At 64.9% G+C, this 22,131-nt stretch carries 19 protein-coding genes; 6 read left to right on the top strand and 13 right to left on the bottom strand.

Features of this window, described 5'->3' with window-relative positions; all coding sequences use genetic code 11:
- Window positions 1–174: 174 nt before the first annotated feature.
- Together PD284_RS02850 and PD284_RS02855 are read right to left on the bottom strand one after the other, a co-directional pair.
- Window positions 175–942 carry an SDR family NAD(P)-dependent oxidoreductase gene (locus PD284_RS02850; RefSeq protein WP_274626714.1) on the bottom strand — a complete coding sequence of 256 codons (768 nt, stop codon included), beginning with the start codon at window positions 940–942 and terminating at the stop codon, window positions 175–177.
- Window positions 943–999: 57 nt separating this feature from the next.
- Entirely contained in the window at window positions 1,000–1,869 is an 870-nt protein-coding gene (locus tag PD284_RS02855) for an amidohydrolase family protein (protein ID WP_274626715.1), read from the bottom strand.
- A gap of 249 nt (window positions 1,870–2,118) precedes the next feature.
- Between PD284_RS02855 and PD284_RS02860 the strand changes: the two genes are divergently transcribed.
- Complete coding sequence (locus PD284_RS02860) at window positions 2,119–3,252, top strand: mandelate racemase/muconate lactonizing enzyme family protein (RefSeq protein ID WP_274626716.1); 1,134 nt, start codon at window positions 2,119–2,121, stop codon at window positions 3,250–3,252.
- A gap of 68 nt (window positions 3,253–3,320) precedes the next feature.
- On the opposite strand, the gene PD284_RS02865 is transcribed toward PD284_RS02860, so the two are convergent.
- A complete protein-coding gene (locus PD284_RS02865; RefSeq protein ID WP_274626717.1) occupies window positions 3,321–3,800 on the bottom strand; it encodes a class I SAM-dependent methyltransferase in 480 nt (159 codons plus the stop codon).
- 242 nt (window positions 3,801–4,042) lie between these two features.
- Between PD284_RS02865 and PD284_RS02870 the strand changes: the two genes are divergently transcribed.
- The 3 genes from PD284_RS02870 to PD284_RS02880 are packed head-to-tail and all read left to right on the top strand — an operon-like array spanning window position 4,043 to window position 6,397.
- The gene (locus PD284_RS02870) at window positions 4,043–5,419 is read left to right on the top strand and encodes a UDP-glucose dehydrogenase family protein (RefSeq protein WP_274626718.1); all 1,377 of its coding nucleotides are present in this window, start codon (window positions 4,043–4,045) and stop codon (window positions 5,417–5,419) included.
- A 52-nt stretch (window positions 5,420–5,471) separates the two neighbouring features.
- Window positions 5,472–5,969, top strand: a complete 498-nt coding sequence (locus PD284_RS02875) for a class I SAM-dependent methyltransferase (RefSeq protein ID WP_274626719.1) — start codon at window positions 5,472–5,474, stop codon at window positions 5,967–5,969.
- A gap of 26 nt (window positions 5,970–5,995) precedes the next feature.
- Window positions 5,996–6,397, top strand: coding sequence for a nuclear transport factor 2 family protein (locus tag PD284_RS02880; RefSeq protein ID WP_274626720.1), 402 nt, complete (start codon window positions 5,996–5,998; stop codon window positions 6,395–6,397).
- A gap of 25 nt (window positions 6,398–6,422) precedes the next feature.
- On the opposite strand, the gene PD284_RS02885 is transcribed toward PD284_RS02880, so the two are convergent.
- Genes PD284_RS02885 through PD284_RS02900 form a run of 4 tightly spaced genes read right to left on the bottom strand, consistent with a single transcriptional unit; the run spans window position 6,423 to window position 12,419 of the window.
- On the bottom strand, window positions 6,423–7,643 hold the full coding sequence (locus PD284_RS02885; protein WP_274626721.1) for an ABC transporter permease: 1,221 nt from the start codon (window positions 7,641–7,643) through the stop codon (window positions 6,423–6,425).
- Window positions 7,640–8,638 (bottom strand): ABC transporter permease, encoded by a 999-nt coding sequence (locus tag PD284_RS02890; RefSeq protein WP_274626722.1) that lies wholly within the window; start codon window positions 8,636–8,638, stop codon window positions 7,640–7,642. The genes PD284_RS02885 and PD284_RS02890 overlap by 4 nt, the downstream gene beginning before the upstream one ends.
- 2 nt (window positions 8,639–8,640) lie before the next feature.
- Window positions 8,641–10,542 (bottom strand): ABC transporter substrate-binding protein, encoded by a 1,902-nt coding sequence (locus PD284_RS02895; protein ID WP_274626723.1) that lies wholly within the window; start codon window positions 10,540–10,542, stop codon window positions 8,641–8,643.
- Window positions 10,539–12,419, bottom strand: a complete 1,881-nt coding sequence (locus PD284_RS02900) for an ABC transporter ATP-binding protein (RefSeq protein WP_274626724.1) — start codon at window positions 12,417–12,419, stop codon at window positions 10,539–10,541. Before PD284_RS02900 ends, PD284_RS02895 begins: the two co-directional genes overlap by 4 nt.
- A gap of 279 nt (window positions 12,420–12,698) precedes the next feature.
- Here PD284_RS02900 and PD284_RS02905 point away from each other — a divergent pair, with 279 nt between their 5' ends.
- On the top strand, window positions 12,699–13,586 hold the full coding sequence (locus PD284_RS02905; RefSeq protein ID WP_274626725.1) for a DUF7946 domain-containing protein: 888 nt from the start codon (window positions 12,699–12,701) through the stop codon (window positions 13,584–13,586).
- Between the two features lie 390 nt (window positions 13,587–13,976).
- Here the strand turns inward: PD284_RS02905 and PD284_RS02910 are convergent, their stop codons facing one another.
- The 6 genes from PD284_RS02910 to PD284_RS02935 all read right to left on the bottom strand — a co-directional run bounded on the left by PD284_RS02910 (window position 13,977) and on the right by PD284_RS02935 (window position 21,891).
- On the bottom strand, window positions 13,977–14,153 hold the full coding sequence (locus tag PD284_RS02910; protein WP_274626726.1) for a hypothetical protein: 177 nt from the start codon (window positions 14,151–14,153) through the stop codon (window positions 13,977–13,979).
- 14 nt (window positions 14,154–14,167) lie between these two features.
- Window positions 14,168–15,121, bottom strand: coding sequence for a polysaccharide lyase (locus tag PD284_RS02915; protein ID WP_274626727.1), 954 nt, complete (start codon window positions 15,119–15,121; stop codon window positions 14,168–14,170).
- On the bottom strand, window positions 15,118–16,458 hold the full coding sequence (locus PD284_RS02920; RefSeq protein WP_274626728.1) for an adenylate/guanylate cyclase domain-containing protein: 1,341 nt from the start codon (window positions 16,456–16,458) through the stop codon (window positions 15,118–15,120). Before PD284_RS02920 ends, PD284_RS02915 begins: the two co-directional genes overlap by 4 nt.
- 45 nt (window positions 16,459–16,503) lie before the next feature.
- Window positions 16,504–17,847 (bottom strand): nucleotide sugar dehydrogenase, encoded by a 1,344-nt coding sequence (locus PD284_RS02925; RefSeq protein WP_274626729.1) that lies wholly within the window; start codon window positions 17,845–17,847, stop codon window positions 16,504–16,506.
- Between the two features lie 295 nt (window positions 17,848–18,142).
- Window positions 18,143–20,767, bottom strand: coding sequence for an AAA family ATPase (locus tag PD284_RS02930; protein ID WP_274626730.1), 2,625 nt, complete (start codon window positions 20,765–20,767; stop codon window positions 18,143–18,145).
- A complete protein-coding gene (locus PD284_RS02935) occupies window positions 20,764–21,891 on the bottom strand; it encodes a metallophosphoesterase family protein (RefSeq protein ID WP_274626731.1) in 1,128 nt (375 codons plus the stop codon). The genes PD284_RS02930 and PD284_RS02935 overlap by 4 nt, the downstream gene beginning before the upstream one ends.
- On the opposite strand from PD284_RS02935, the gene PD284_RS02940 reads away from it, so the two are divergent.
- Window positions 21,885–22,118: a hypothetical protein gene (locus PD284_RS02940; protein ID WP_274626732.1), complete on the top strand. Its 234-nt coding sequence runs from the start codon at window positions 21,885–21,887 to the stop codon at window positions 22,116–22,118. The two genes, PD284_RS02935 and PD284_RS02940, sit on opposite strands and share 7 nt — an antisense overlap.
- The last annotated feature ends 13 nt before the right edge of the window (window positions 22,119–22,131 follow it).

The following is a 22,131-nucleotide window of genomic DNA, read 5'->3' on the forward strand; positions in this document are numbered from 1 at the left end:
GCGCTTGACTACCAGACGCCAGGACTTTCGACAATGGGACATAAAGAAATCCTTATGCGTGCATGTCGTCGGAAGCGGCGCGAGCAGGGCCTCCGGGATCGCTAGGGCGTTGCACGGCAGGCTGGGCGACGCGGAAAAGCCGCGTCGCCGAATTGCGGCCTGCGGCCCTGGGCGTCAGTACATCAGCCAGCCGCCGGACACGTTCATGGTCGCGCCCGTGATGTAGTCGGCGTTGTCGGAGGCGAGGAAAAGCACGGCGCCGGCGAGCTGCGACGGATGCGCCATGTAGCCCAGCGGGATCTGGGCGATGGTGCCGGCCAGCGCCGCCTCGTCCATGCCGGAGCGCATCATCGCCGTATCGGCCGCGCCCGGCAAAACGGCGTTCACGGTGATCTTGTCCGCCGCCAGCGAACGGGCCATGCCGCGCGTCATCGAGACGATGCCGCCCTTGGTCGCGGCATAGGCCACGGATCCGCCGAAGCCGCCGCTCCAGAACCCTTGCGAAGTGAAGTTGATGATGCGGCCGCCCTTGCCCTGCTCGACCATCCGTCTCGCAGCGGCCTGCGCCAGGAAGAAGCTGGCCTTGAGGTTGACGTCATGCTGGAGATCCCAGTCGGCCTCGGAGACGTCGAAGATGGTCGGACGGCGGGCGAGCACGGCGGCCGTCTGCACCAGCACGTCCAACCGGCCGAACTTTTCGACCACGCGATCGACCAGCGCCGCGTGCCCGGCGACGGGCCGCAGGTCGTAGCCGATCGCGAGATGCGGACCGCCTTCCATCTCGGCCACCAGCGCATCGGCGCTCTTCTGGTCCATGTCGACCACGGCCACCTTCGAACCCGCGCCGGCAAAGGCCAGCGCCACCTCGCGGCCGATGCCGCCGGTCGCCCCGGTAAGCAGCACCACCCGGTCCTTGAGGCCGGCTCCCAGATCGTATGGCATTGTTTCTCCTTCGGTACTCGTGCCGATCATGGATCGCGGCGCGCCGCGAACCATGCGTCAGATGCGGAAAATCCGTTCGGCATTCCCCGAGAACAGCTTCACCTGCTCCTCACGGGGAAAGACGGAAACGAGCTCCATATAGGCGTTGATGACGTCGGGATAGGAGCTGAACATGCGGTCAACAGGCCAGTTGGTGCCCATGACGATGCGATCGGTTCCAAAGGCCTCGATGGAGCCAAGCACGTAGGGCCGGATGGATTCCACCGTCCACAGCGGATCCGCCATCCCGAGCCCGGAGACCTTCATGACGACGTTCGGCATCTGCGCCATGACGTCCATCGCCTTGCGCCACGCCTTGAAGCTCGCGGCGTCGCGCGCCATCGGAACGGCGCAGTGGTCGACGCAGATCAGCGTATCGGCAAAGCTGCGCGCCAGGTCGCGCAGGTCGTCGGCGAGTTCAACGCGCGTGTCGATGCAGGAAACCAGCCGACGCGGGCCGAGTTCGACGAAGCCGCGCCGCCAGTCGGCATCGATCAGGTAGCGTCCTTCGCCGAAATTGCGGATGCCGCGCACGTTTGGATATTGCAGGTGCCGGTCGAGCACCTCGGCTGCGTCCGGCCGCGCCAGATGGCACTCCGCGACGATGCCGTGCGGGTAGCCGGTCTGGTCGGCGAAGGCCTGCAGCCATTCGGTCTCCGCCACCGGGTCCGGGGTATCGACAGCCGCCTGAACGTGGATCGCCTTGGTCACATTGGCGAAGCGTATCTCGGCCAGGTAGTCCTTGATGAAGTAGTGCTGCGATTTCAGCGGATCGGTGTCGGGCAGGAACCCGTGAACCGCATCCGGTTCCAGCCAGGCGTAGCGCAGCCTGGGGTGTTTCATGTCATGGAGATGGAAGTGGGTGTCTACAAACGCCAGTTCCGCCATTTTTCCTCACCACCGCTCATCCGGCACGGACCACGCCGGCAACAGCCGGACAGGAACTTTTGGTCGACGCCGTGCGACGACGCAAGCCGCTTGACGCCCGGCTCCCGGAAATCCCGCGCCGGCCGGCCGTTTGGGCGGATGTCGGCCGACGCTGCGCCTTTGCGAGACTAACGGCTGGCCGTAAGCGCAAAGTCGATCTAGGGATACGAACCACGCCGTCATTCCGCGGCGCTTTCGGACAGGACCAATATGAAGATCGCCAAAGTCGAAGCCATACCCGTCAGCTACCCCGAGCCGAACGACTTCGATGCGTTGCGGCACCTGTGCCTGGTCAAGATCACCGCCGACGACGGCCAGGTGGGCTGGGGCGAGTCCATCACGCAGTTCCCGGAGGCCAGTTTCGCCGCCAAGGCCATCATCGAGGGCATGGCGCCGAACCTGATCGGCAAGGATCCCGTCCAAACGGAAACGCTCTGGCGCCAGAACAAGCAGCAGGCTTGGTGGTACGGCTATCACGGGGGCATCGCCTCCTATGCGACCGCGGCCATCGACATTGCGCTCTGGGATCTCAAGGGCAAGGCGCTCGGCAAGAGCGTGCTCGATCTTCTCGGCGGCCCCGCGCACGAGCGGCTGCCGGCGATCGCCTCGTGCCATGCACACTTCGAAAACATCGAGGAGATGGCCGAAGAAACCGCCGAATGGGTGTCGACCGGCCTGCAAGGCCTGAAGACCGGCTTCGGCAAGCGCGGCAACGCGCGCCTTGGCTACGACCACGACCGCGACGTCGCCTACGTGAAGGCGATGCGCGAGGTGCTCGGCGACAAGATGCTGATGATCGACAACGGCATCGCCATCAAGTGGGACGTCACAGACGCGGTGCGCCGCGCCAAGGCGATGGAAGAGTACGACCTCGCCTGGATCGAGGAGCCGCTGGGCGCCTGGGATCCCGAGGGCTACGCCAACCTGCGCGCCAAGACGACAACCCGCATCGCCTATGGCGAGCGCGAATGGACGCTCGAGCAGTTCGAACGCGTGCTCGCCACAGGCACGGTCGATGTCGTCGGCGTCGATCCGGGCCGGGCGGAGGGAATCACCGGCTTCAAGAAGGTGACGGAGCGCTGCGAGTTCTACCGCCGCCAGGCCAACGCGCATGCGTGGTCGTCGGCGATCGTATCGGCGGCAAGCCTGGCCATTTCGTTCAATTCGCCGGCCTGCAAGCTGTTCGAGCTGAAGCCGCTGCGCAACCCGATGCAGCACGACCTGGTCACGGTTCCCTTCGAACACAAGGACGGCTGGATGTATCCGCCGACCGGTCCGGGGCTGGGCATCGAGGTCGTCGAGGAAGTCGTCGAGGGCTATCGCAGCGAAAAGGTGCTGGGCTAGCCAGCCTCTCGACCACCGCGCCGGGCGGCGGACGCGACCTCGTCGCGCTTCCCTGCAGGCGCGGTGGCCTACATGCGCCGATACAGGAAGTAGCGTTGCACGGGCACGGAAGCCGGCAAATCCACCGGCGCCAGTTGCGGGTGGTGGAGTTCGAGCCCGCTTGCGGACATGCCGCCCGACCGCAGCAGCGCCGCCACCAGGTCCGGCAACCACGCCAGGGTCTCGGCATCCCGGTCGGCATAGCCGGTGCCGATATCGGCATGAACCAGCGACGCGTCCAGCCCGATGAACGACCTGGCCGTTTCCGAGATCTCCCCCAAAATCAGGTTTTCAGGGCCCGGAACGCACGACAGATGCGCCGCAAACTTGCGATCGAAGGCGACGATGCGCCGGTCGGGAAGCTTTTCGCGCAAGTGGTCGTAGGTTCGGCCATTGCCGAGACCCAGTTCGACCACCGGGCCGCTGAGGTCGCCGATCAATGACACGACATGGTTGAGGCAGTCCCGCTGCGCGGTCACACGCCGGATAAAGCTGTCGAGGCGGCTCATTTTGCACGCCCTGCTGCAAGCACCAGCGGCCTGCGATACGCGTGCTCACGCAGTTCTGCCAGGACCGCCGTATTCCACTGATGCATTCGACCCGCCGTAAAATCGCCCCGCTGATGCGAGGATCCGTTCGTCTCGTGTGGCAAATATCGCTGCCGATGTCTATTTTGCGTCGACGTCTCGGTGTAGCGGGACCGCAACGGGACCTCCAGCCATATGCCGCCTGCAAACAGGGAAACCTTCCGATGAGGCTCACAATCTTCGGCACCGGCTATGTCGGTCTGGTCACCGGCGCCTGTTTCGCCGATGCAGGCCACCAGGTGCTCTGTGTCGACATCGATCCGGAACGGATCGCGGTATTGGAGGGCGGCACGGTTCCGTTCTTTGAACCGGGCCTCAAGGAAATGGTCGCGACCAACAGGGCCGCAGGTCGCCTGTCGTTCACGAGCGACGGCGCCAGCGCGGTGCGCTTCGGCGAGGTGATCTTCATCGCAGTCGGCACGCCCCCGAGCGACGACGGCTCGGCCTATCTCGGTCATGTCCGCGATGTGGCGCGGACCATCGGCGGGAGCATCGACGGCTACAAGATCGTCGTCGGCAAATCGACGGTTCCCGTGGGCACCGCAGATCTCGTGCGCCAGACCATCGCCGAGGCGCAGAGCGCGCGCGGTGCGCGCCATGACTTCGATGTCTGCTCCAATCCGGAGTTCCTGAAGGAAGGCAGCGCCATCGAGGATTTCACGCGCCCCGCGCGCATCATCATCGGCACCGATTCCGCGACCGTGCGCAAGAAGCTTGCGGCCTGCTACGCGCCCTACAATCGCAATCACGACAAGCTGATGATGATGGACGTGCGCTCGGCGGAGCTGACCAAGTATGCGGCCAACGCCATGCTCGCGACCAAGATCAGCTTCATGAACGAGATGGCGAACATCGCCGAGCGGCTTGGCGCGGACATCGAGGACGTGCGCCGCGGAATCGGCTCCGACCCCCGGATCGGCTACCAGTTCATCTATCCGGGCTGCGGCTTCGGCGGATCCTGCTTCCCCAAGGATGTCCGGGCAATCACCAGGACAGCCGCCGAAGCAGGCTACCAGTCGCATCTCCTCGAGGCAGTTGAGCGCGTCAACGAGAGCCAGAAACAGGTGATCTTCGACAAGCTGCGACAAGCCTTCGACGGCCGGCTGGCGGGGCGCACGATCGCGCTCTGGGGCCTTTCATTCAAGCCTAACACCGACGACATGCGCGAGGCGCCGAGCCGCGCCCTCATGGAAGCGCTGTGGAACGCCGGCGCCAAGGTGCGCGCGTTCGATCCGGAAGCCATGAAGATGGCGAAGGAAATCTATGGCGAGCGTCCCGACCTGATGCTCGCCGCCTCGCCGCAGGAGGCCGCGGCCGGCGCGGACGCACTGGCGATCTGCACGGAATGGCGACAATTTCGGGTTCCCGACTTCGCCTGGCTGAAGAACAACCTCGCACATCCGATCGTCGTCGACGGCCGCAACCTTTACGATCCTCAGGTGGTGGCGCAGCACGGGCTGCTCTACTACGCCATCGGCCGGGGTGAGTCTGTGAACCGCCCGGGCGCAGACGACGCGGGTGCGACCCGGAGCGTCGCATGACGCATCAGCAGGCTGCGGCCATCGTTTCACCTCGTCCCCAGGAAGCCAGGACATGAAGCTCACGCGTCTCGACAAGTTGCGGCTAAGGCTGGAGGCGCAGAACGCCTGCCTTGGATGGGCATTCGAGGAGATCGCCGGGAAACCGGGCCTGGTGTTCGAGCTCGGCCTCGGGCACGGCCGCACCTACGACCATCTGCGGACGCATCTTCCCGAGCGCGACATCTACGTCTTCGATCGCGAGATCGACTGCTACGAGGACTGCACCCCGCCCAGGGACCGCATGCTGCTCGGCAATATCGACGAGACCCTGCAGGCTGCGGCCGAACGCTTCCCCAAGGCAGCCGCTCTCGTGCATTCCGACATGGGCTCCTACACCGAGGCCCACAACTCCGCCATGAGCGCCCTGCTCAGCCGTGCGTTGCCAGCGGTTCTCGCGCCCGGCGCGATCGTGGTGTCGGACCTGCCCCTGGCGATGACGGGCGCGACAGCCCTGCCGCTGCCGACCGGGGCGCAGGAAGGGCGATATTTCCTTTACCGGGCGGGCGTTTGAGCTGATAGCGGCGGCGGAAAGCGAGCATGGCGACTGAACGTTTCGAGCTCGACCTTATCGACCGCTACTGCGCGGTGTGGAGCGAGGCTGACGCAAACAGGCGGGCGACGTTGCTGACCTCGCTGTGGGCCGAACACGCCACCTACACGGATCCGACGACCCACGCTTCCGGCGCGGGCGAGCTGCTTGCGCATATCGCCGGGGTTCAGGCCAGACGCCCGGGCTCGCGCGTCGTCCGCACCGGCGGCGTGGATCTGCACCATGATGTCGGCTACTTCGCCTGGCAGGCGCTCAGCGCGGAAGGAGCGGTCCTGCGCGAGGGCGTGGACGTCGCCTTCTTCAACACTGACGGGACGCGCATCGAGCGCATCATCGGGTTCTTCGCCCCGTTCGCGGCGCACGAAGAAGCGCCGGCGACGACTGCCTAGCTGCCGGCGCGTCGCCGCGAGGCGCCTATCGATACGGATCCGCTGCGTCGCGCAATCCATCGCCGAGGAAGTTGAAGGCGAGGATGACGAGGATCACCGGAATCATCGGGAACAAGAGCCACGGATAAAAGGCGATGACGCTGACGCTGCGCGCCTCGGTGAGCAGGATGCCCCAACTGGTGATCGGCGGACGCAGCCCGAGCCCCAGGAAGCTCAACGCCGTCTCGCCGAGGATCATGCCGGGGATGGAGATGGTCGCCGTCGCGATCAGGTGCGACATGAAGCCTGGAATCATGTGCCGGCCGATGATGCGGGCGGGTCTCGCCCCCATGAGCTGGGCGGCGAGCACGTAGTCTTCCTCGCGCAGGGCCAGCAGCTTCGAGCGAACGGCGCGGGCAAGCCCCGTCCAGTCGAGCAGGCCGAGAATCATGGTGATGGCGAAGTAGATCAGGATCGGATGCCATGTCGCCGGCATGATCGCCGCCAGCGCCATCCACAACGGGATGCTGGGCAAAGACTGCAGGACCTCGATGACGCGCTGCACGATCAGGTCGAACTTGCCGCCGTGGTAGCCGGCCAGGCCGCCGATCACGATGCCCAGCACGAAGCTGAAGGTGATGCCCAGCAGGCCGATGGTCAGCGAGACCCGGGCTCCATAGATGATGCGCGAGAGCACGTCGCGGCCCAGCCGATCGGTGCCCAGCAGGAACATCTGGCCGTCCTTGGCCGGGCAGACGAGGTGAATGTTGGATTCGATGAGCCCCCAGAACTTGTAGGAATCGCCCCGGCAGAAGAAGCGGAGCGGCTGCACCTTGGATGGGTTGACCGTGTAGATGCGCTGCAGCGTGTCCATGTCGAGGCGCATGTCGCGGCCATAGACGAACGGTCCCACGAAACGGCCCTGATCGAAGAAGTGTACGCGCTGCGGCGGCGAATAGATGTAGTCCATGTTGCGCGTGTGCAGGTTGTAGGGCGCAATGAACTCGCAGATCAGGATCAGGAAATAGAGCGACGCCAGGAAGATGCCGGAGGCGAGCGCGACCTTGTGGCGCTTGAACTTCCACCACATCAGGCGAAGTTGCGACGCCTGGTAGACGCGCGACTGCTCGGCGGTCATCGCCTCGATCGACATCGGGTCGAACGGGGCGGTGGACACATAGTGCTCAAGCGGCGCACCGGGCGCCGGCAACGGCGATTTCGCGGTCGCGACCCCGGAAACCGTATCGTCCCGCGTCACCGAGCTCATTTGGTGCTCCCGCCTTGAAGCCGGATGCGCGGATCAAGCATCGCCAGTGCGAGGTCCGAGATCAGGACGCCAATGACCGTAAGGAAGGCGAGGAACATCAGGAACGAGCCGGCCAGATACATGTCCTGACTCTGCAGCGCCTTGATCAGCATCGGGCCCGTCGTCTGCAGCGACAGCACGATGGCGGTGATCTCGGCGCCCGAGATGATGGCAGGCAGGATCGAGCCGATGTCGGACACGAAGAAGTTCAGCGCCATGCGCATCGGATATTTCACCAGCGTGCGGAACGGGTGCAGCCCCTTGGCGCGCGCGGTGACGACATACTGCTTCTGCAACTCGTCGAGCAGGTTGGCGCGCAGGCGCCGCACCATGCCAGCCGTGCCGGCCGTTCCGATGATGATGACCGGGATCCAGAGATGGTCCAGGATCGACCTCGCCTTCGCCCAGCTCATCGGCTGGTCGACAAACTGCTGGTCCATCAGGCCGCCGATCGAGGCGCCGAACCAGATGTTGGCGAAGTACATCAGGATCAGCGCCAGCATGAAGTTGGGAATGGCGATGCCGATCAGTCCGAGGAAGGTCAGCCCGTAGTCGCCCCAGCTGTACTGGTGCGTCGCCGAATACATGCCGATGGGAAATGCGATGACCCAGGTGAAGATGATGGTGACGAAGGAGACCAGCACTGTCAGCCACATGCGGTCGCCGACGACGTCTGCGACCGGCAGCTCATACTCGAAGGAGTAGCCGAAGTCGCCCTGCAGCATGCCGCCGATCCAGTAGAAGTAGCGGATGTAGGCGGGCTTGTCGAAACCGTACTCGGCTCTGAGCTGGTTGATCTTGTCCATGTCGGCGTTTTCGCCCTGGGCGCGCAACTCGGCCGCATAGCTCTCGAAATAGTCGCCGGGAGGCAGTTCGATGATGGTGAAGACGAGGGCCGAAATCAGGAAGAGCGTCGGAACCATCACTGCTATGCGCCAGGCGATGTAACGCAGCACGGTCAGCCCTCCGCCAGCCAGAACGTGTCAGGCTTATAGACGCCGAGATAGGACGTCGGATTGAAGCTGTAGAGGCCCTCGGGCGGGAAGTTCCTGAGCCGGGCGGTGGTCAGGATCGGCTGCAGGGCGGAGTTGACGATGCCGATCGAAAAGACCTGGTCGGCCCATAGCGCCAGCATCTCGTTCCAGACGCTCGCCCTCGTCCCGCTGTCGACCGCGCGGCCCCATCGCTGGAGCAGGTCGAGAAGCTTGGCCGCTTCCGGCATATCCGGCGGCGAGCCCTGCTCCCCGTTGGAAAGGTAGTGGAGGCCCCAGACGGGCCACTGAAGCTGTTCGTCGGCGGTCGGCGCCAGTTCGTTGGGGCTCATCTCGGCCGTAGGGATACCGTTGTCGATGCCCGACCAGAGCGACATGGTGATCTGTCCCGCAATGGCGCGGCTGCGGAACACGTCGCGCTGCGAAGTGCGGATGAAGAGCTTGATGCCGACCTCACGCCAATGGTCCGTGACCAGTTCCAGCACGTCGGTGTCGAGGGTGCTCTCGCCGGCGGTCTCGACCACGAGCTGCGCCGGATTGCCGTCGGGAAGGAGGCGGATCTGGCCCCTGGCCGGCCGCTTCAGCCCCACCTCGTCGAGCAGCGCATTGGCCTGGTCGGGATCGTAGGCGGCCCAGGCGGTCGGGAACTCGGGCCGGAACAGCATGCTTTCGGGAAGCACCGTGTCAGCGCTCTCCCTGGACAGTCCGTAGAACAGGGCAAGATTGATCTCGCGCCGGTTGATTGCCAGCGAAAGGGCGCGCCGTAGCCGCACATCGCGGAGGAAGGGAAGCCATGTCGGGTCGGCGCAATTCATGTTCGGCAGCAGCGCGACCCGGGCGCCCTGCGTGCGCTTCCACAGATGGACCTTGACCGGATGGCGCCGCTCGGCATCCTTCAGCAGCGTGTAGTCCGCGAAGTCGAGCCCGTTCATCTGCAGATCGCTCTCGCCCGCGCTGGTCTTCGCCACGATGATGGCCGAGGAACTGACGTCGAGGATGAACTGGTCGATATAGGGCAGCTGCTGTCCGGTTTCGTCGACCCTGTGGAAGAAGGCATTGCGCTCGAACACGAAGCGCTCGGCCGGCGGCTTGGTGGTGTTGCGCCACGGATCGAGGGTCGGCAGCTCGGGATTCTCCGGCCGGTACTGGCGAGCCATGCGCAGGTGGAGCGTCGTCCACTTCTTGGCCTTGTTGACCTTGATCAGCTCGTCGAGCTTCTCGGGATCCTGGTGCTTCTTGTGGAACTGCTTCATGTAGTGGGCCGGCAGAACCAGCCCCAACGCCTGCGCGGAAGCGATCTCCGGCAGGAAATACGGATTGGGTGCATGCCAGGTGAAGCGCACGGTCAACGGATCCACGATCTCGAACACCGGCTTCTTGCCGTCGACCAGGAGCGGGCGCGGCAGTCCGCCGGGCGTCAGGTCCTCGTCGTGATAGACGTCTTCCCAGACATAGCGGAAGTCTTCGGCCGTGAACGGTTGACCGTCCGACCATTTGTGCCCCTCGCGCAGCCTGAAGGTGAAGATGCGCTCCTCGTCCACTTCGAAGCTCGACAGGATGTCCGGCACGAACTGGAGGGTCTCGTCGTAGCCGACCAGGCGGGAATAGCCGTTGATCGTCATCAAGCGGATGTCACGCTGGCCGCTGATCAGAAAACGCACGGAGCCGCCATACTGGCCCGGTTCACGGCCCATCGCGGCGAGATTGACGACAAGCGGATCCTTCGGCAGCCGTTCGGCCATCGGCGGCAACTTGCCCTCGTCGAGCAGCGCACGCAGGAAGCTCGGCTCCCGGTCGGCGGCGAGGAGCGTGCGCGGCGACAGAGTGGTGGCTGCGATCAGTCCGAGTGTGGTCCGCCTGTTGATCATGGCCGCAGTTCCCTGACGTCCGCGTTGCGCCGCGCCAGCACGAAATGACCGCCCCCGAGATCGGCTGGCACGAGTGCGTGCTTGTCTCCATCGGGCCGGAACTGCGGCGCCCACGCCTTGGCGTCCGAGATGCCGCTTTTCTTGAGCGTCTTGAAGTCAAGCGGTCGGTCGAGGTCGGGAAACGGCACCGCCGCAACCAGCGCGCGGGTATAGGGATGCACAGGCTTGCGCAGAAGCGTTTCGCGCGGCGCAAGCTCCACGATGCGGCCGCCGCACATCACGGCGATGCGGTCGGCCATGTAGTCGACGACCGCGAGATTGTGGGAAATGAAGAGGTAGGTGAGGCCGAGCTGCGACTGCAGGTCCTTGAGCAGATTGAGGATCTGGGCCTGGACAGAGACGTCGAGCGCCGAGACCGGTTCGTCGCAGATGAGCAGGTCCGGTCCGAGAGCCAGGGCGCGCGCAATGCCGATGCGCTGGCGCTGGCCGCCGGAGAAGCTGTGCGGGTAGCGGCTGATGAAGCGCTGGTCGAGGCCGATCGCCGACATCAGCGACTTCACCATCTCCAGCCGGGTCTGGGCGTCACCGCGATTGTGGATCTCGAGAGGCTCGCTGAGGATGTTCTGGACCGTCATGCGCGGCGACAGCGACGACACCGGGTCCTGGAACACCATCTGGATCTTGGTGCGCAGCTCGCGCAGATCCTCGCCCTCTGCATTGAGAACGTCGATCGGGCCTTGGCCCGCGTTGAAGGTTATGGAGCCGCTGTCGGGCGTGACCGCACGCATCAGGATCTTGCTGACGGTCGTCTTGCCCGAACCGCTCTCGCCGACAAGACCCAGACATTCGCCGCGCATGATGTCGAAGCTGACCGAGTCGACGGCGCGCACCGCCCGCTGCTGGCCCTTGCCCAACCAGCTCGACTTGCGGGTGGTGAAGGTCTTGGACACATCCTTGACGGAGACGAGGACGTCGGGGCCGCTGTCCTTCCGGCTGCCCAGAAGGTTCTCCGCCTTGACCGGCACCTCGCGGAGCGCTTTCAGGCGTTCGCCAGGCTTCATGTCGAAGTGCGGCACCGCGGCCATCAGCCCCTTCAGGTAAGGATGCCGCGGCCGGCGGAAGAGCGCCTCCACCGTGCCGGCCTCCATCACCTCGCCGTGGTAGAGGACGACCACCTCGTCGGCGATGTTGGCGACGACGCCCAGATCGTGGGTGATCAGCAGCATCGCCATGTCGAGCTTTTCGCGCAGCTCGCCCAGGAGTTCCAGGATCTGCGCCTGGATGGTCACGTCGAGCGCGGTCGTCGGCTCGTCGGCGATCAAAAGCGCGGGGCGGCAGATCAGCGCCATGGCGATCATCGCGCGCTGGCGCAGGCCGCCCGACAGTTCGAACGCGTACATGTCGTAGGCGCGCGCCGGATTGGGAAAACCGACGAGCTTCAGCATCTCCTCGGTGCGCTCGCGACGCTCCGCGGCCGAGAGATCCTGGTGGATGAGCAGCGGCTCGCTCACCTGGTTGCCGATCGTGTGGAGCGGGGACAGCGACGTCATCGGCTCCTGAAAGATCTTGCCGATACGGCTGCCGCGCAACGCACGGATCTCGGGCCCATCCTTGGGCATCTGGAGGATGTCCGAGGTGACGCCGGTCACGGGATCCGAAAAAAGGATCCTGCCGCGCACTCTCGCTGTCCTTGGCAGGATGCCCATAGCAGCCTGGCTGGTGACCGACTTCCCCGACCCGGACTCGCCGACCAGCGCCGTCACCTTGCCGGGCAGGACGCGCATGCTGATATTTCGCACGGCGTGAATCGGCCCGCCGACGATGGCGAACGAGATGCTCAGGTCCTCGATCCGCAGTAGATCGGTCGGTGGCTTCATCCCCAGTCAACGCCCCTGCGCCAAGCACCTTTGTGGCGCTTCAGGCGTGGAGACTATAGTACCGCCGCGAAACTGCCTAGTGGATGTGAACGAGCTCGACTGCCGGCTGATCGAAGGGATACATCCCCTTCAGACGCGCGGAACATAATCGGAACATCTTCCGACCATATGGTTCTTCAATGATCGCGACCGCACATTCCATCCCCTTCTCGAATCAGACTCCACATTGGGTTGTGGCTCTGGTTCAATTCCCGCGGGGACAACGGGGGTGGTTGGGGGATGGCAGATCGCCAATTGATCGAGCCTGTGAAGATACAATTCGCCGGTATCGACGCGGCAGAGCATCGGATGGATGCTCTATTGCTAGGAAAGTCTCTTTCAGGAATTGCACGGGTCTACAATTCGGTGGGGCATCTGCACTTTCACGGGCAGCTCCGCACCTCAGAGCATACAGACATCCGAGTTCAAGCGGGCCCGCCGAAGCCTGGAACCATCTGGTATCTGATCTATCTCATGGTCGTGCATGGGAAGATGGCCGTGTATCCCGAGTTGCTTTTCGAAGCAGCCGGTTTCGTGGTCCCAGCCTTTGTAAAGGCGATCATTGCCAAAAAGACAGGTCAAGGCGGAGAAATGGATAAGGCGCTCGACATCATCCGCCACCAGAGCGACCAGTATCATGAGTTGGCATCCGCCATGCAGGCTGCCGGGGTTGAGCGTGAACGTCGGGCGGAGCAGAGAGAAGACAGACTGCTCGGTTTGGTGGAAATGCTCGCAACTCAGAATCGCGGCCCACTGGCAGATTTGGCTGCACCTGTTGGCCGCACCGTCGCTGAAGTTCGTCAACTACCGCACGGTATCGACCCTATTGTAGTTGATGCGCCAACAGCGGAATCGTTGAGATCACCGGAGGAGGTCACTGTGGGCGAGACCCAGAGATTTCGCGGTACGATAACCGCGCTCGATACCAAGACGGGTGCTTTCAAATTTGAAGAGGCTGACTCTGGTCGGGAGTTGCGAGGAAAGATAACCGACCCCGCCCTCACCACTCCGCAAAACGTCTACTCACATGCGCTCGACACCAAGGTGGCACTTGCCTTGGTGGCAAAGCCGACGCTTCGCGCGGATGGCGGGATTCACAAGCTATTCGTGAGCGACGCAACAAATTGACTGTTTCGGACGCAGAAGCCCGCTTCGATCTGCTCTTGAAGGCAATGCCCACGCCCCCTTTGGCTCCGAACGTAGGAAAGACTACAAAAGCAGGTCCAGCATCACGTGAGGATGCTTCCGAAGGTCCTGGCGGAACTCGAACTCCAAAGGTAGGTCTGGAGCCACTTCTTCGACACCGAAACGTAAGCTCCGGTCATCAACACTTAACGTGCGCCCAACAGGCTTCGATGTTGTTCGTGTGGACCTCGCCTAAGACGTACTGCTTGGCAGAGTGACGGTCCCGTGGCGGTAGCCAAGCTCCGCCAGTTCGCGGAACGCGCCAGTTTCGTCCCTGGTGATGCGGGAACCCGGCTTAACCCTTGAAGATGGCGGGGAGTACGTGCTTCCGCTTTAGGCTTGGGATGCACCGAAAACGACAGTCTTGTCATCCTCGCCGAGCTTGTCGACGCCGCCGTAAAACATATTGTCGGCTTCCACAACGATACCCTTCCCGCCAAGCGAGTTGTGGCCATCAACATAGCCCATGTAGTGGCGGATCAGATTGCACATGCGCGGTAGCGGATACATCCGTGATCCGAGCGCTACTGGGTCGGGCAGGCGCTCGGTCCGAGCACGTCGGTGCAACGGGGCGAACGGCGGAAGTCGTCATAGTAAAGCGTCCACTCGTTGGTGTGTGCACCCCGATAGGGGCCGAACTTGAAGTACTGGTTCTCGCCCAGCCCCGGATCGGCATGGCCGATGCGGCCGGTGACGGTGACCACCGGCTTGCCGTTGGCAAACAGCTCTATCCGGCCCGACCCGTCCGGCCCCGGCTTGGTGTAGACGGCAAAGTCGATCCAGCCCGAGCCTGGCGTCGGAAGGCTGTTGCCATGGTTCACCACCCTGATGGCGTCTGTGCAGGATGTGTAGATGTCGTTGTCGCCCGGCGTCCAGGACGGATCGGTGGCCACGAGCGCGCGCATCTGGTTGGTTTCGGGACGCAGCCAGACAGGCGTGCCGGTCCCCGCGCAGCCGGTTCCGGAACCTCGTCCGCCCGGATCGAGGTAGTTGGTCTCTACGGTGGCGAAGAGCTTGCCGTTGCGCAGCCGCAGGGCGAAGAAGGGGCTGAAGTCGCCCGCGGCGCCCGGGTCGATCTCGCGCTTCCACTGGGCGATCAGGTAGCGATGGTCATCCACCGGGATGGGATCGCCGAACTTGACGGCAAAACCGTACCAGACGCCCTGGTCGTAGGGGACGCGCAGTTCCGTCCTCTCCCAGATCTCGGCGCGCTCGCTGCAGCCTTCCGAGGTGGCCCCACACAACGGCTTGACCGACAGCTTCAAGGCGCCGCCGCCATTGCGCGCGACCCGGTTCTGGAATTCGACCGAGCCCGCGCTCTGCTCGAAATTGTCGCGATAATAGAGCCCCCCCGTGTCGGAAAATGTCGGACCGTCAAACCCGTCGCGCAGCACCTGCTCGACAGTATCGGCGACAGCCTGACCGGACGCGCAGATCGCAGCGGCAAGTCCAGCGGCAGGCAGCACGCGCATGTTCATTGCAGCTTCTTCATCTCCCGCCTGAAGGGCGACCTGTGTTCCGCCTCTCGATGCAGCATCATCACCTGTTCGGCATCCGACATGCGATCATAACCTTCTTCGAAATTTCCGTCCTCTGCAATGGCTCCCCCATCCGAGAAATCCGGATGCATGATGATGAGCTTCTGCTTGGCGCCGGCAAGCTGTTCCTTTCCGATCTCCAGCCAGTTGCCGCCGCAGTAGCCAGCAAAATCGCTGCTGGCGATGATCTCATGGTGGTATTTCTTGGTCAGGTTCTGAAGGCGCTGCACCTCGTTGACCGCGGACCCGAATGTGGAGAAGGTCAGCCGGTCGGTGAGCCCGACATTGCCGAACATCACGTTGCCCACGTGGAGGCCGATGCCGTAGGCGATCTTGCCCAGTCCTTTCTGCTCGCGGGCGCGATTCAGATCGGCCATGCGCGACGTGGCCCGGAACGTCCCCGACAAGGCCGCCCGGCATGCGACCTCCGACGGGGCGCGATGTCGCTCGCATGGATAGACGGCAAGGAACCCGTCCCCCAGGAAGCTCAGGATCTGCCCCCCGTTGCGATTGAAGGGCGCGGCGATGGCGTCGAAGAAGGCGTTGAGCGTATCGATATAGCTCTCCCGGCCAACCGTCTCGGCGAGCCTGGTGGAGCCGCGCATATCGGCCATGACCAGGGCGGCGCGAATGGTGTCGCCGTCGCCGCGCTTCACCTGCCCCCTCAGCACCCGTTTGCCTGCGTCACCGCCGACATAGGTCGTCAGCATGTTGTCGGCCAGCTTGTTGAGGACCGCCATCTTGGCGGCCACTGCAAGGGGGCTCTGGATGCGCAGCAACGCCGCGAGCGTGCTCTCCGAGAACCCCTGCGGGCTGTCGGTGCTCCAGGATCCGAGCATTCCCCGCTGCTCGCCGCCGAAAGAGTGCACAAACGCCAGATAGTCGGTGACGCCCCACGCCCTCAGGTCTTCGAAAATCGGGAACTCCGACGGCCCCTCCGGATCTATGCGGCGGCGCAGATGCTCGAGCTTGTTGCTCAGCAAATGGAAATAGGGACTGCGCAGGAAGCGCTCGGGCGGCAGCCCATCCTTCTTGCGCAGCCCTTCTATCTCGATCGCTTCGCCCCGACGCCAGGTGAAGCTCAGCGCATCGTAGAGGGGGTGCAGCATCGAAAAACTGAGATGAACGCGGACCACAGGCACTCCGGCAGCGGCCAGCCGCTCGCAAAAACCCTGGATCATGGCTTCCAGCGCATCGCCCGCAAGCGCCGAGCGCATCAACCAATCCGCCACCTTGTCCATCAGGATGCCGGACACTTCGCCCTGTACGAAAGCCATGGGATGATCCTGTCGCTCCAGGTTATGTTGCTGTCCCGCCCACCCTCAAGCCTTGATGATATGATCGCCGCCTAGCCCAAGGCGACCGAAAACATTGCGCGTATCGATGATCAGCGGCGCGCCCCGCGCGATCTCCGCATAGTCGATGGAATCGTGGTCAGTGGCGACGAGCACCGCATCGAACTCGCCGAGCCGCGCCCCGGTGAGTTCGACCGAGCGGCGGCCCTTGAGCGGCATGTGCTCGCGGGTCGGCGGGATCTCCGCGACATAGGGGTCATGGAACTCCGCCCGCCCGCCACGCTCCTCAATCAGTTCGATCAGCCGCAACGAAGGGCTTTCGCGGATGTCTGGAACGTTCTTCTTGTAGGCCAAACCGACGACAAGGATGCGCGAGCGGCTGAGCGCCTTGCCGGCATGACGATCCAAAGCGTCGGCAAGCCGGGCGACGATATGCCGGGGCATGGCCGAGTTAATCTCGCCGGCGAGCTCGATGAAGCGCGTCGGCATCTCGTATTCCCGCGCCTTCCAGGTCAGGTAGAAGGGGTCGATGGGGACGCAATGGCCGCCGAGGCCGGGACCGGGATAGAACGGCATGAAGCCGAACGGCTTGCTCTTGGCCGCCTCGATCACCTCCCAGATGTCGATGCCCATCGCGCCGTAGACGAGCTTCAACTCGTTGACGAGCGCGATATTCACCGAACGGAAGATATTCTCGGTGAGTTTTACGGCTTCCGCCGTCGCAGTCGTGGATACCGGAACGACGGTATCGACCACGGCGCCGTAGAACGCCCGCATGAGCGCGGCTGCTTCATGACCGTCGCCGGCGACGACCTTCGGGATCGTCGACACGGCGAAGTCGCGGTTGCCCGGGTCCTCGCGCTCAGGGGAGAAGCCAAGGTAGAAGTCCCGGCCCGAGCGCAGCCCGGTCGCTTCCAGGATCGGCCTCAGGACGCCGTCGGTGGTGCCTGGGTAGGTCGTCGATTCCAGGACGACGAGTTGTCCCCGCCGCAGACTGGCGGCTATGGCGCGTGCGGTGTTCTCGACGAAGGAAAGGTCCGGATCGCGATGCCTCGTCAATGGCGTCGGCACGCAGATCACGATGACGTCGCATTCGGCCAATCCGACGAAATCGTGGCTGGCGCGGAACCTACCGTCGCGCAGCGATCGGCCGAGGGCTTCGTCGGGCACTGCTTCGATATAGGACGCTCCGCCGTTGAGCATGTCGACCTTGGCGGGATCGATGTCGAATCCCAGCGTCGGAAAGCCGCCCGTCGCCATGGCCATCGCGAGCGGCAGCCCGACATACCCCAGCCCGATGACCCCGACGCGCGCCGTAAGCCGGTCGATGCGCGTGCGCAGGATCTCATAGGTCGAGTGGCTTGTGTGCAAAGGCGCGGGCCTTTTCGAGTGGGAACGCAGTCGGAAAGAACATATGGGCGGGCCGACAGCGCGACGCCAGAGGATTTATTGTCGAACGATCTATCGGACAAGCTGGCCAGATGGCGCATTCTGATCGGATGCCTCGCAGGTCTTGCGCCAATGTCGGGTCACTCCCCGGCCGATGAGTTCCGGACTTCCCGACTTCGTTCAGCATCCGTGCCCTCATGCAGGCGCCTGACGACGACGCCACCCGCGGAGCGCGTCGGCCTTCCGCATTCATCATCAGGCAAACAGTTCGATCAACTCAGCCCGGGGCCCAGTCGGCCATTTGAAGCGCATTGCCGCCCAGCTTCTGGAAGGCCCGCTGACGGCAGGAAAAGACGATGATCTGCTGGTCGCGCGACTGGCGGTGCAGGGCGTCGAACATCTTCTCGATGCGGTCGTCATCGGAGTAGACCAGCGCGTCGTCGAGGATGACCGGCGCCGGCCGGCCGTCCTTCGCCAAGAGCCGCGCGAAGGCGAGCCGCGTCAGCACCGAGAGCTGCTCGCGCATGCCCCCGCTGAGGCGCTCCACCTCCTCTTCCTGACCGTTCCGCAGGATCTTGTGCGGCAGCAGCGTCTTCTCGTCGAAGGTGATCGACACGTCGTCGAAGAGGAGCCCGAGCAGCGGCCGCAGCTCCGTCATCACCGGCAGGAGGTAGGTTTCGCGCGCATGGCTGCGCGCGGTTTCCAGCGCAAGGCGCAGGCGCTTCAGGACCGCGACCTCCGTCCGGTAAGCCTCGGCGCGCGCCCTCGCGGCACTCAGCGCGTCGGCGGTCTCGCGCCATTTCTCCTCGACCGCAAGATCGGTCTGCGTGGCGATGTGCGCATTGAGGCCGGAAATTTCCTCCCGCAACCTGCCGATTTCCTTCTCGGCCGCGTCCGCGACGGAACGGACCCGGCGGAGCGCCGCCTCGGCGGAAGCGACGTCCACCGCATCGCCCTGGAGCTTCGATACCGCCGCCAGCTGCTCCGCCAGCCGGGTATTTGACGCGATAAACCTGTCCGCGAGCTGGCGCTCGCGCTCGGCGCGCGTCTCCTCGGGTCCGAGAAGGGCCTCGACAAGCGCGCGCTCGGCCCCGAGCGCCGCGAAGGCCGTCTCCGCCGCGACGATGGCGTCCCCGGTTCCCGCCTGCACAGGCTCGGTCTCGCGCAGGACCTGCCGCGCGGCGAGCCGCCGCGCCTCCGCTTTCTCGTGCGCGATGCGTGCCTGCGCGGGATCCTCCTTCAGTTCGAGGACTTCCCCCGCCGCCGCACGACGCCCCGCAATCTCTTCCCGAAGTTTCGGCAGGCCGTCAGGCGCAAGCAGCGACAGCCGGGTCCTTAGCTCCCGCAGGTCGCCCTCGATGCGCTGTGCTTCGACCTGCCGTTCGCGTGCGGCAGCGAGGTCCGCGACGCCCATGGAGGCGAGCAGGACGCGCCGGCGTTCTTCAGTCTGTGGCAGCCGGTGGTCGCTTCCGGACTGTCGGTTGGTCCGCAGCGTGACGACGCCAACGCCCGGAATGGCCAGTTGCGCCTGGCTGTCATAGCCTCGCAGTTCGCCGTCCTTCAGCGCCGTGCCGTCGATGGTGACCGCCGGGGCGTTCGGCTCGTAGGCGATGGCGACGGAAGGGCGGCCCGCTTCGGCGACGGCGCGAAGCCTGGCGATCTCGACGTCGAGGTTTTCGAGTTCGGCCACCGCCTTCTCTGGGAGCCTGAGCAGCGAAAGCCTTGCCTCGCCGTCCTCGATCTTCCTGCGGCATTCCTCCGCCGCTTCCAGCTTCTGCTCCAGTTCAGACAGCTGTTGTGCGGCCTCCCGCGCCTTCAGCGCGGCGTCGAGACGGGCGAGAAGGGCGCGCGCTTCCAGTTCCTCCGTCTCGGCTGCCTCTGTTTCCATCCTGGCCTTGCCGATTGCGGTTGCGACCTCGTCGCGCCGGGCAAGCGCCTGCGCGCGCATACCCTCGGCCTCCGTGAACCTTCCCCGGAGGCTTTTCGCTTTCTCGAGAGCGTCGCGGAAGGATTTGAGCTCCCGGTTGGCACTGTCGTGCTGCTCCCGCGCGAGCTTGAGTTCCGCTTCGGCGGCGCGCAGCGTCTCGGCCTGTGCCTTGGCGGCGTCAAAAACCGCCTGCGCCGCCTCGATCGCCTTCGACCGCCCGTCGCGATCGTCAGCGCCATCGAGTTCGGCCAGCCGCCTGACGGCCGCCGCCCGCTGGTCGAGAGCGCCCCGCAGCGCCGTCACTTCGGACTCGCGTCGCTGCTCCTCCGCCTCCAGCCGGTCGCGGTCGTCGATGGCGGCCGCATATCGCTCGCCCGCCTTCGGACGGCCGGTCGGAGTGAGGAGCTTGCCCATCGCCTCATCCACCGCCGCCATGATCTCGGCCATGCGGCGGCCGCCGGTGATGGCCTCGACCTCGCCCTGCACGGACTCGAGCAGGCTGGCGCGCACCTGCTTCTCGCTGTCTTCCTCCGTCTTGCTGCGCTTCTCGATGCCGGTTACCCCCTGGCGCACCCAGAGCAGGCCGGCGGGCCCCGCCGTCCCGCCCCGGACCAGGCTCGCGATGAAATTCTCCGCTTCGTCAGCCTGCGCGACGATCCGGTCGTTTGCGATGTCGACGACGCGCGCCGAGCGGCCACCATAAAACTGCTTGGTGATGCGGAAGCGGCCAGCTTCCGTCGCGATGTCGGCCTCGACCAACGGATTGCCGCCCGAATAGGGGCGCAGGTTGCGGACCTCGCCGGCAGTGCTCGAATGCGGCTGGAAAAACAGCGCGTGCAGCGCCTCGAAGCTGGTCGACTTGCCGAACTCGTTGGCGGCGCACAGCACGTTGACGCCGTCGCCGATGCCCTCGATCGCCTTACCGCGGCCGGCGAAGCGCTTGACGTTGAACAGGCGCAGTGCGGAAATCTTCATGGAGTGACCGCCTGCGCGTAGGCATAGAGCCGGGCCAGCGCCGATCGCGCGATGTCGCGCTCCTCCGCCGAACGATTGGCGTCCCCGGTCTCGGCCAGCAGAGCATCGGCCACCTCGCGCAGGGCGCCGGCACGGTCGATCGCATCGAGATCGCCGGCCTCGCATTCCGTCGCGAGACCTTCGTCATCGAAGTCGAGGAAGGCGAAGTCGGGTCTGGCGTGCTCGATCGCAGCGGAAAGCGCCGTCCGGCCTTCGAGCCGCGCCCGGCCCGTGGCGACCATCTGAACGAGCCACTGCCGCCTGAGCCGGGCTTCGGGCAACATGGCCTCCAGCCGCGCGACGGCGTCCTCGCCGTCGAGCAGATCGAGCGCCAGACTTCGCCACGCGAAGCTGCCCGTCGGCAGCGCGGTCACGTCCGGGTCGGCCGAAGGCCCATCGAGCGAGACCAGCAGCGCCTCGCCGGGCCGGTCATGCTTGAAGCGGTCCGGCTCCGGCGTTCCGCTGTAGCGCGTGCGCGGGTCGATCTCGACGCCGCCGTGCCAGTCTCCGAGCGCGAGGTAGGACAGCCCGGCGCGCCGCGCACGGTCGGGCGCGATTACCTCGAGCCCATTGCCCTCTTCAGAAAAGCTCTGCACCGCACCGTGCGCGAGGCCGATGCGGATCGTTCCTTCAGGCGTCGTCGCGGCATCCATCCATTCGGTGAGGTCGCGGCCGGGCCGCCGCGTCGTGCAGGGCGCCGGCAGCAGCGCCACGCCCTGCGTCAGTTCGAACGGCTGCGGCTCGACGGCGAGGATGACGTTGTCGGGCGCCTCCGCCTTCAGCGTCGCCCACAGCTGGGCGGCCTGCAGCGAATCATGGTTGCCCGGCAGGATCACCCAGCGGACCGGCGCATGGTGGCGCATCTCGGCAAGCGCCTGGCGTCGCACATCCGGCCCCGGGGTTTCGGTGTCAAAAGTGTCGCCGGCCAGCAACACCGTGGTGACGCCCTGCTTGCGCGCATGGTCCGCAAGCTTCCCGATCACCGCATGCCGCGCCTCGCGCAACCGCCCCGGCAGGTCGCCAGAGAAGTTGCCGAAACGTTTTCCAAGATGCAGGTCGCTCGAATGGATGAAGCGGAATGTCATTCAGTGCTTTCGTGCTCAGCGGCCATATGGAGGCGAGCCCGGGCAATAGCATCGTCAAGTCGCGCGCGCGAGGTGGCGGCGAGTCGCTCTACGCCAAGGAACCGCGCCATGTCGCGAGCCGGATCGGGCATGTCGAGAAGGTCGGGATTTTCGATCATTGCCGCAAGCGTGTCCTGTTCGGCGAACTCACAGAGAATTCCCGCTCGGCCTCGTCGGACTTAGCATGAGCCAATGCCAGGC

It is taken from the genome of Mesorhizobium shangrilense, assembly GCF_028826155.1.
In the GTDB taxonomy this organism is placed as follows: domain Bacteria; phylum Pseudomonadota; class Alphaproteobacteria; order Rhizobiales; family Rhizobiaceae; genus Arvimicrobium; species Arvimicrobium flavum.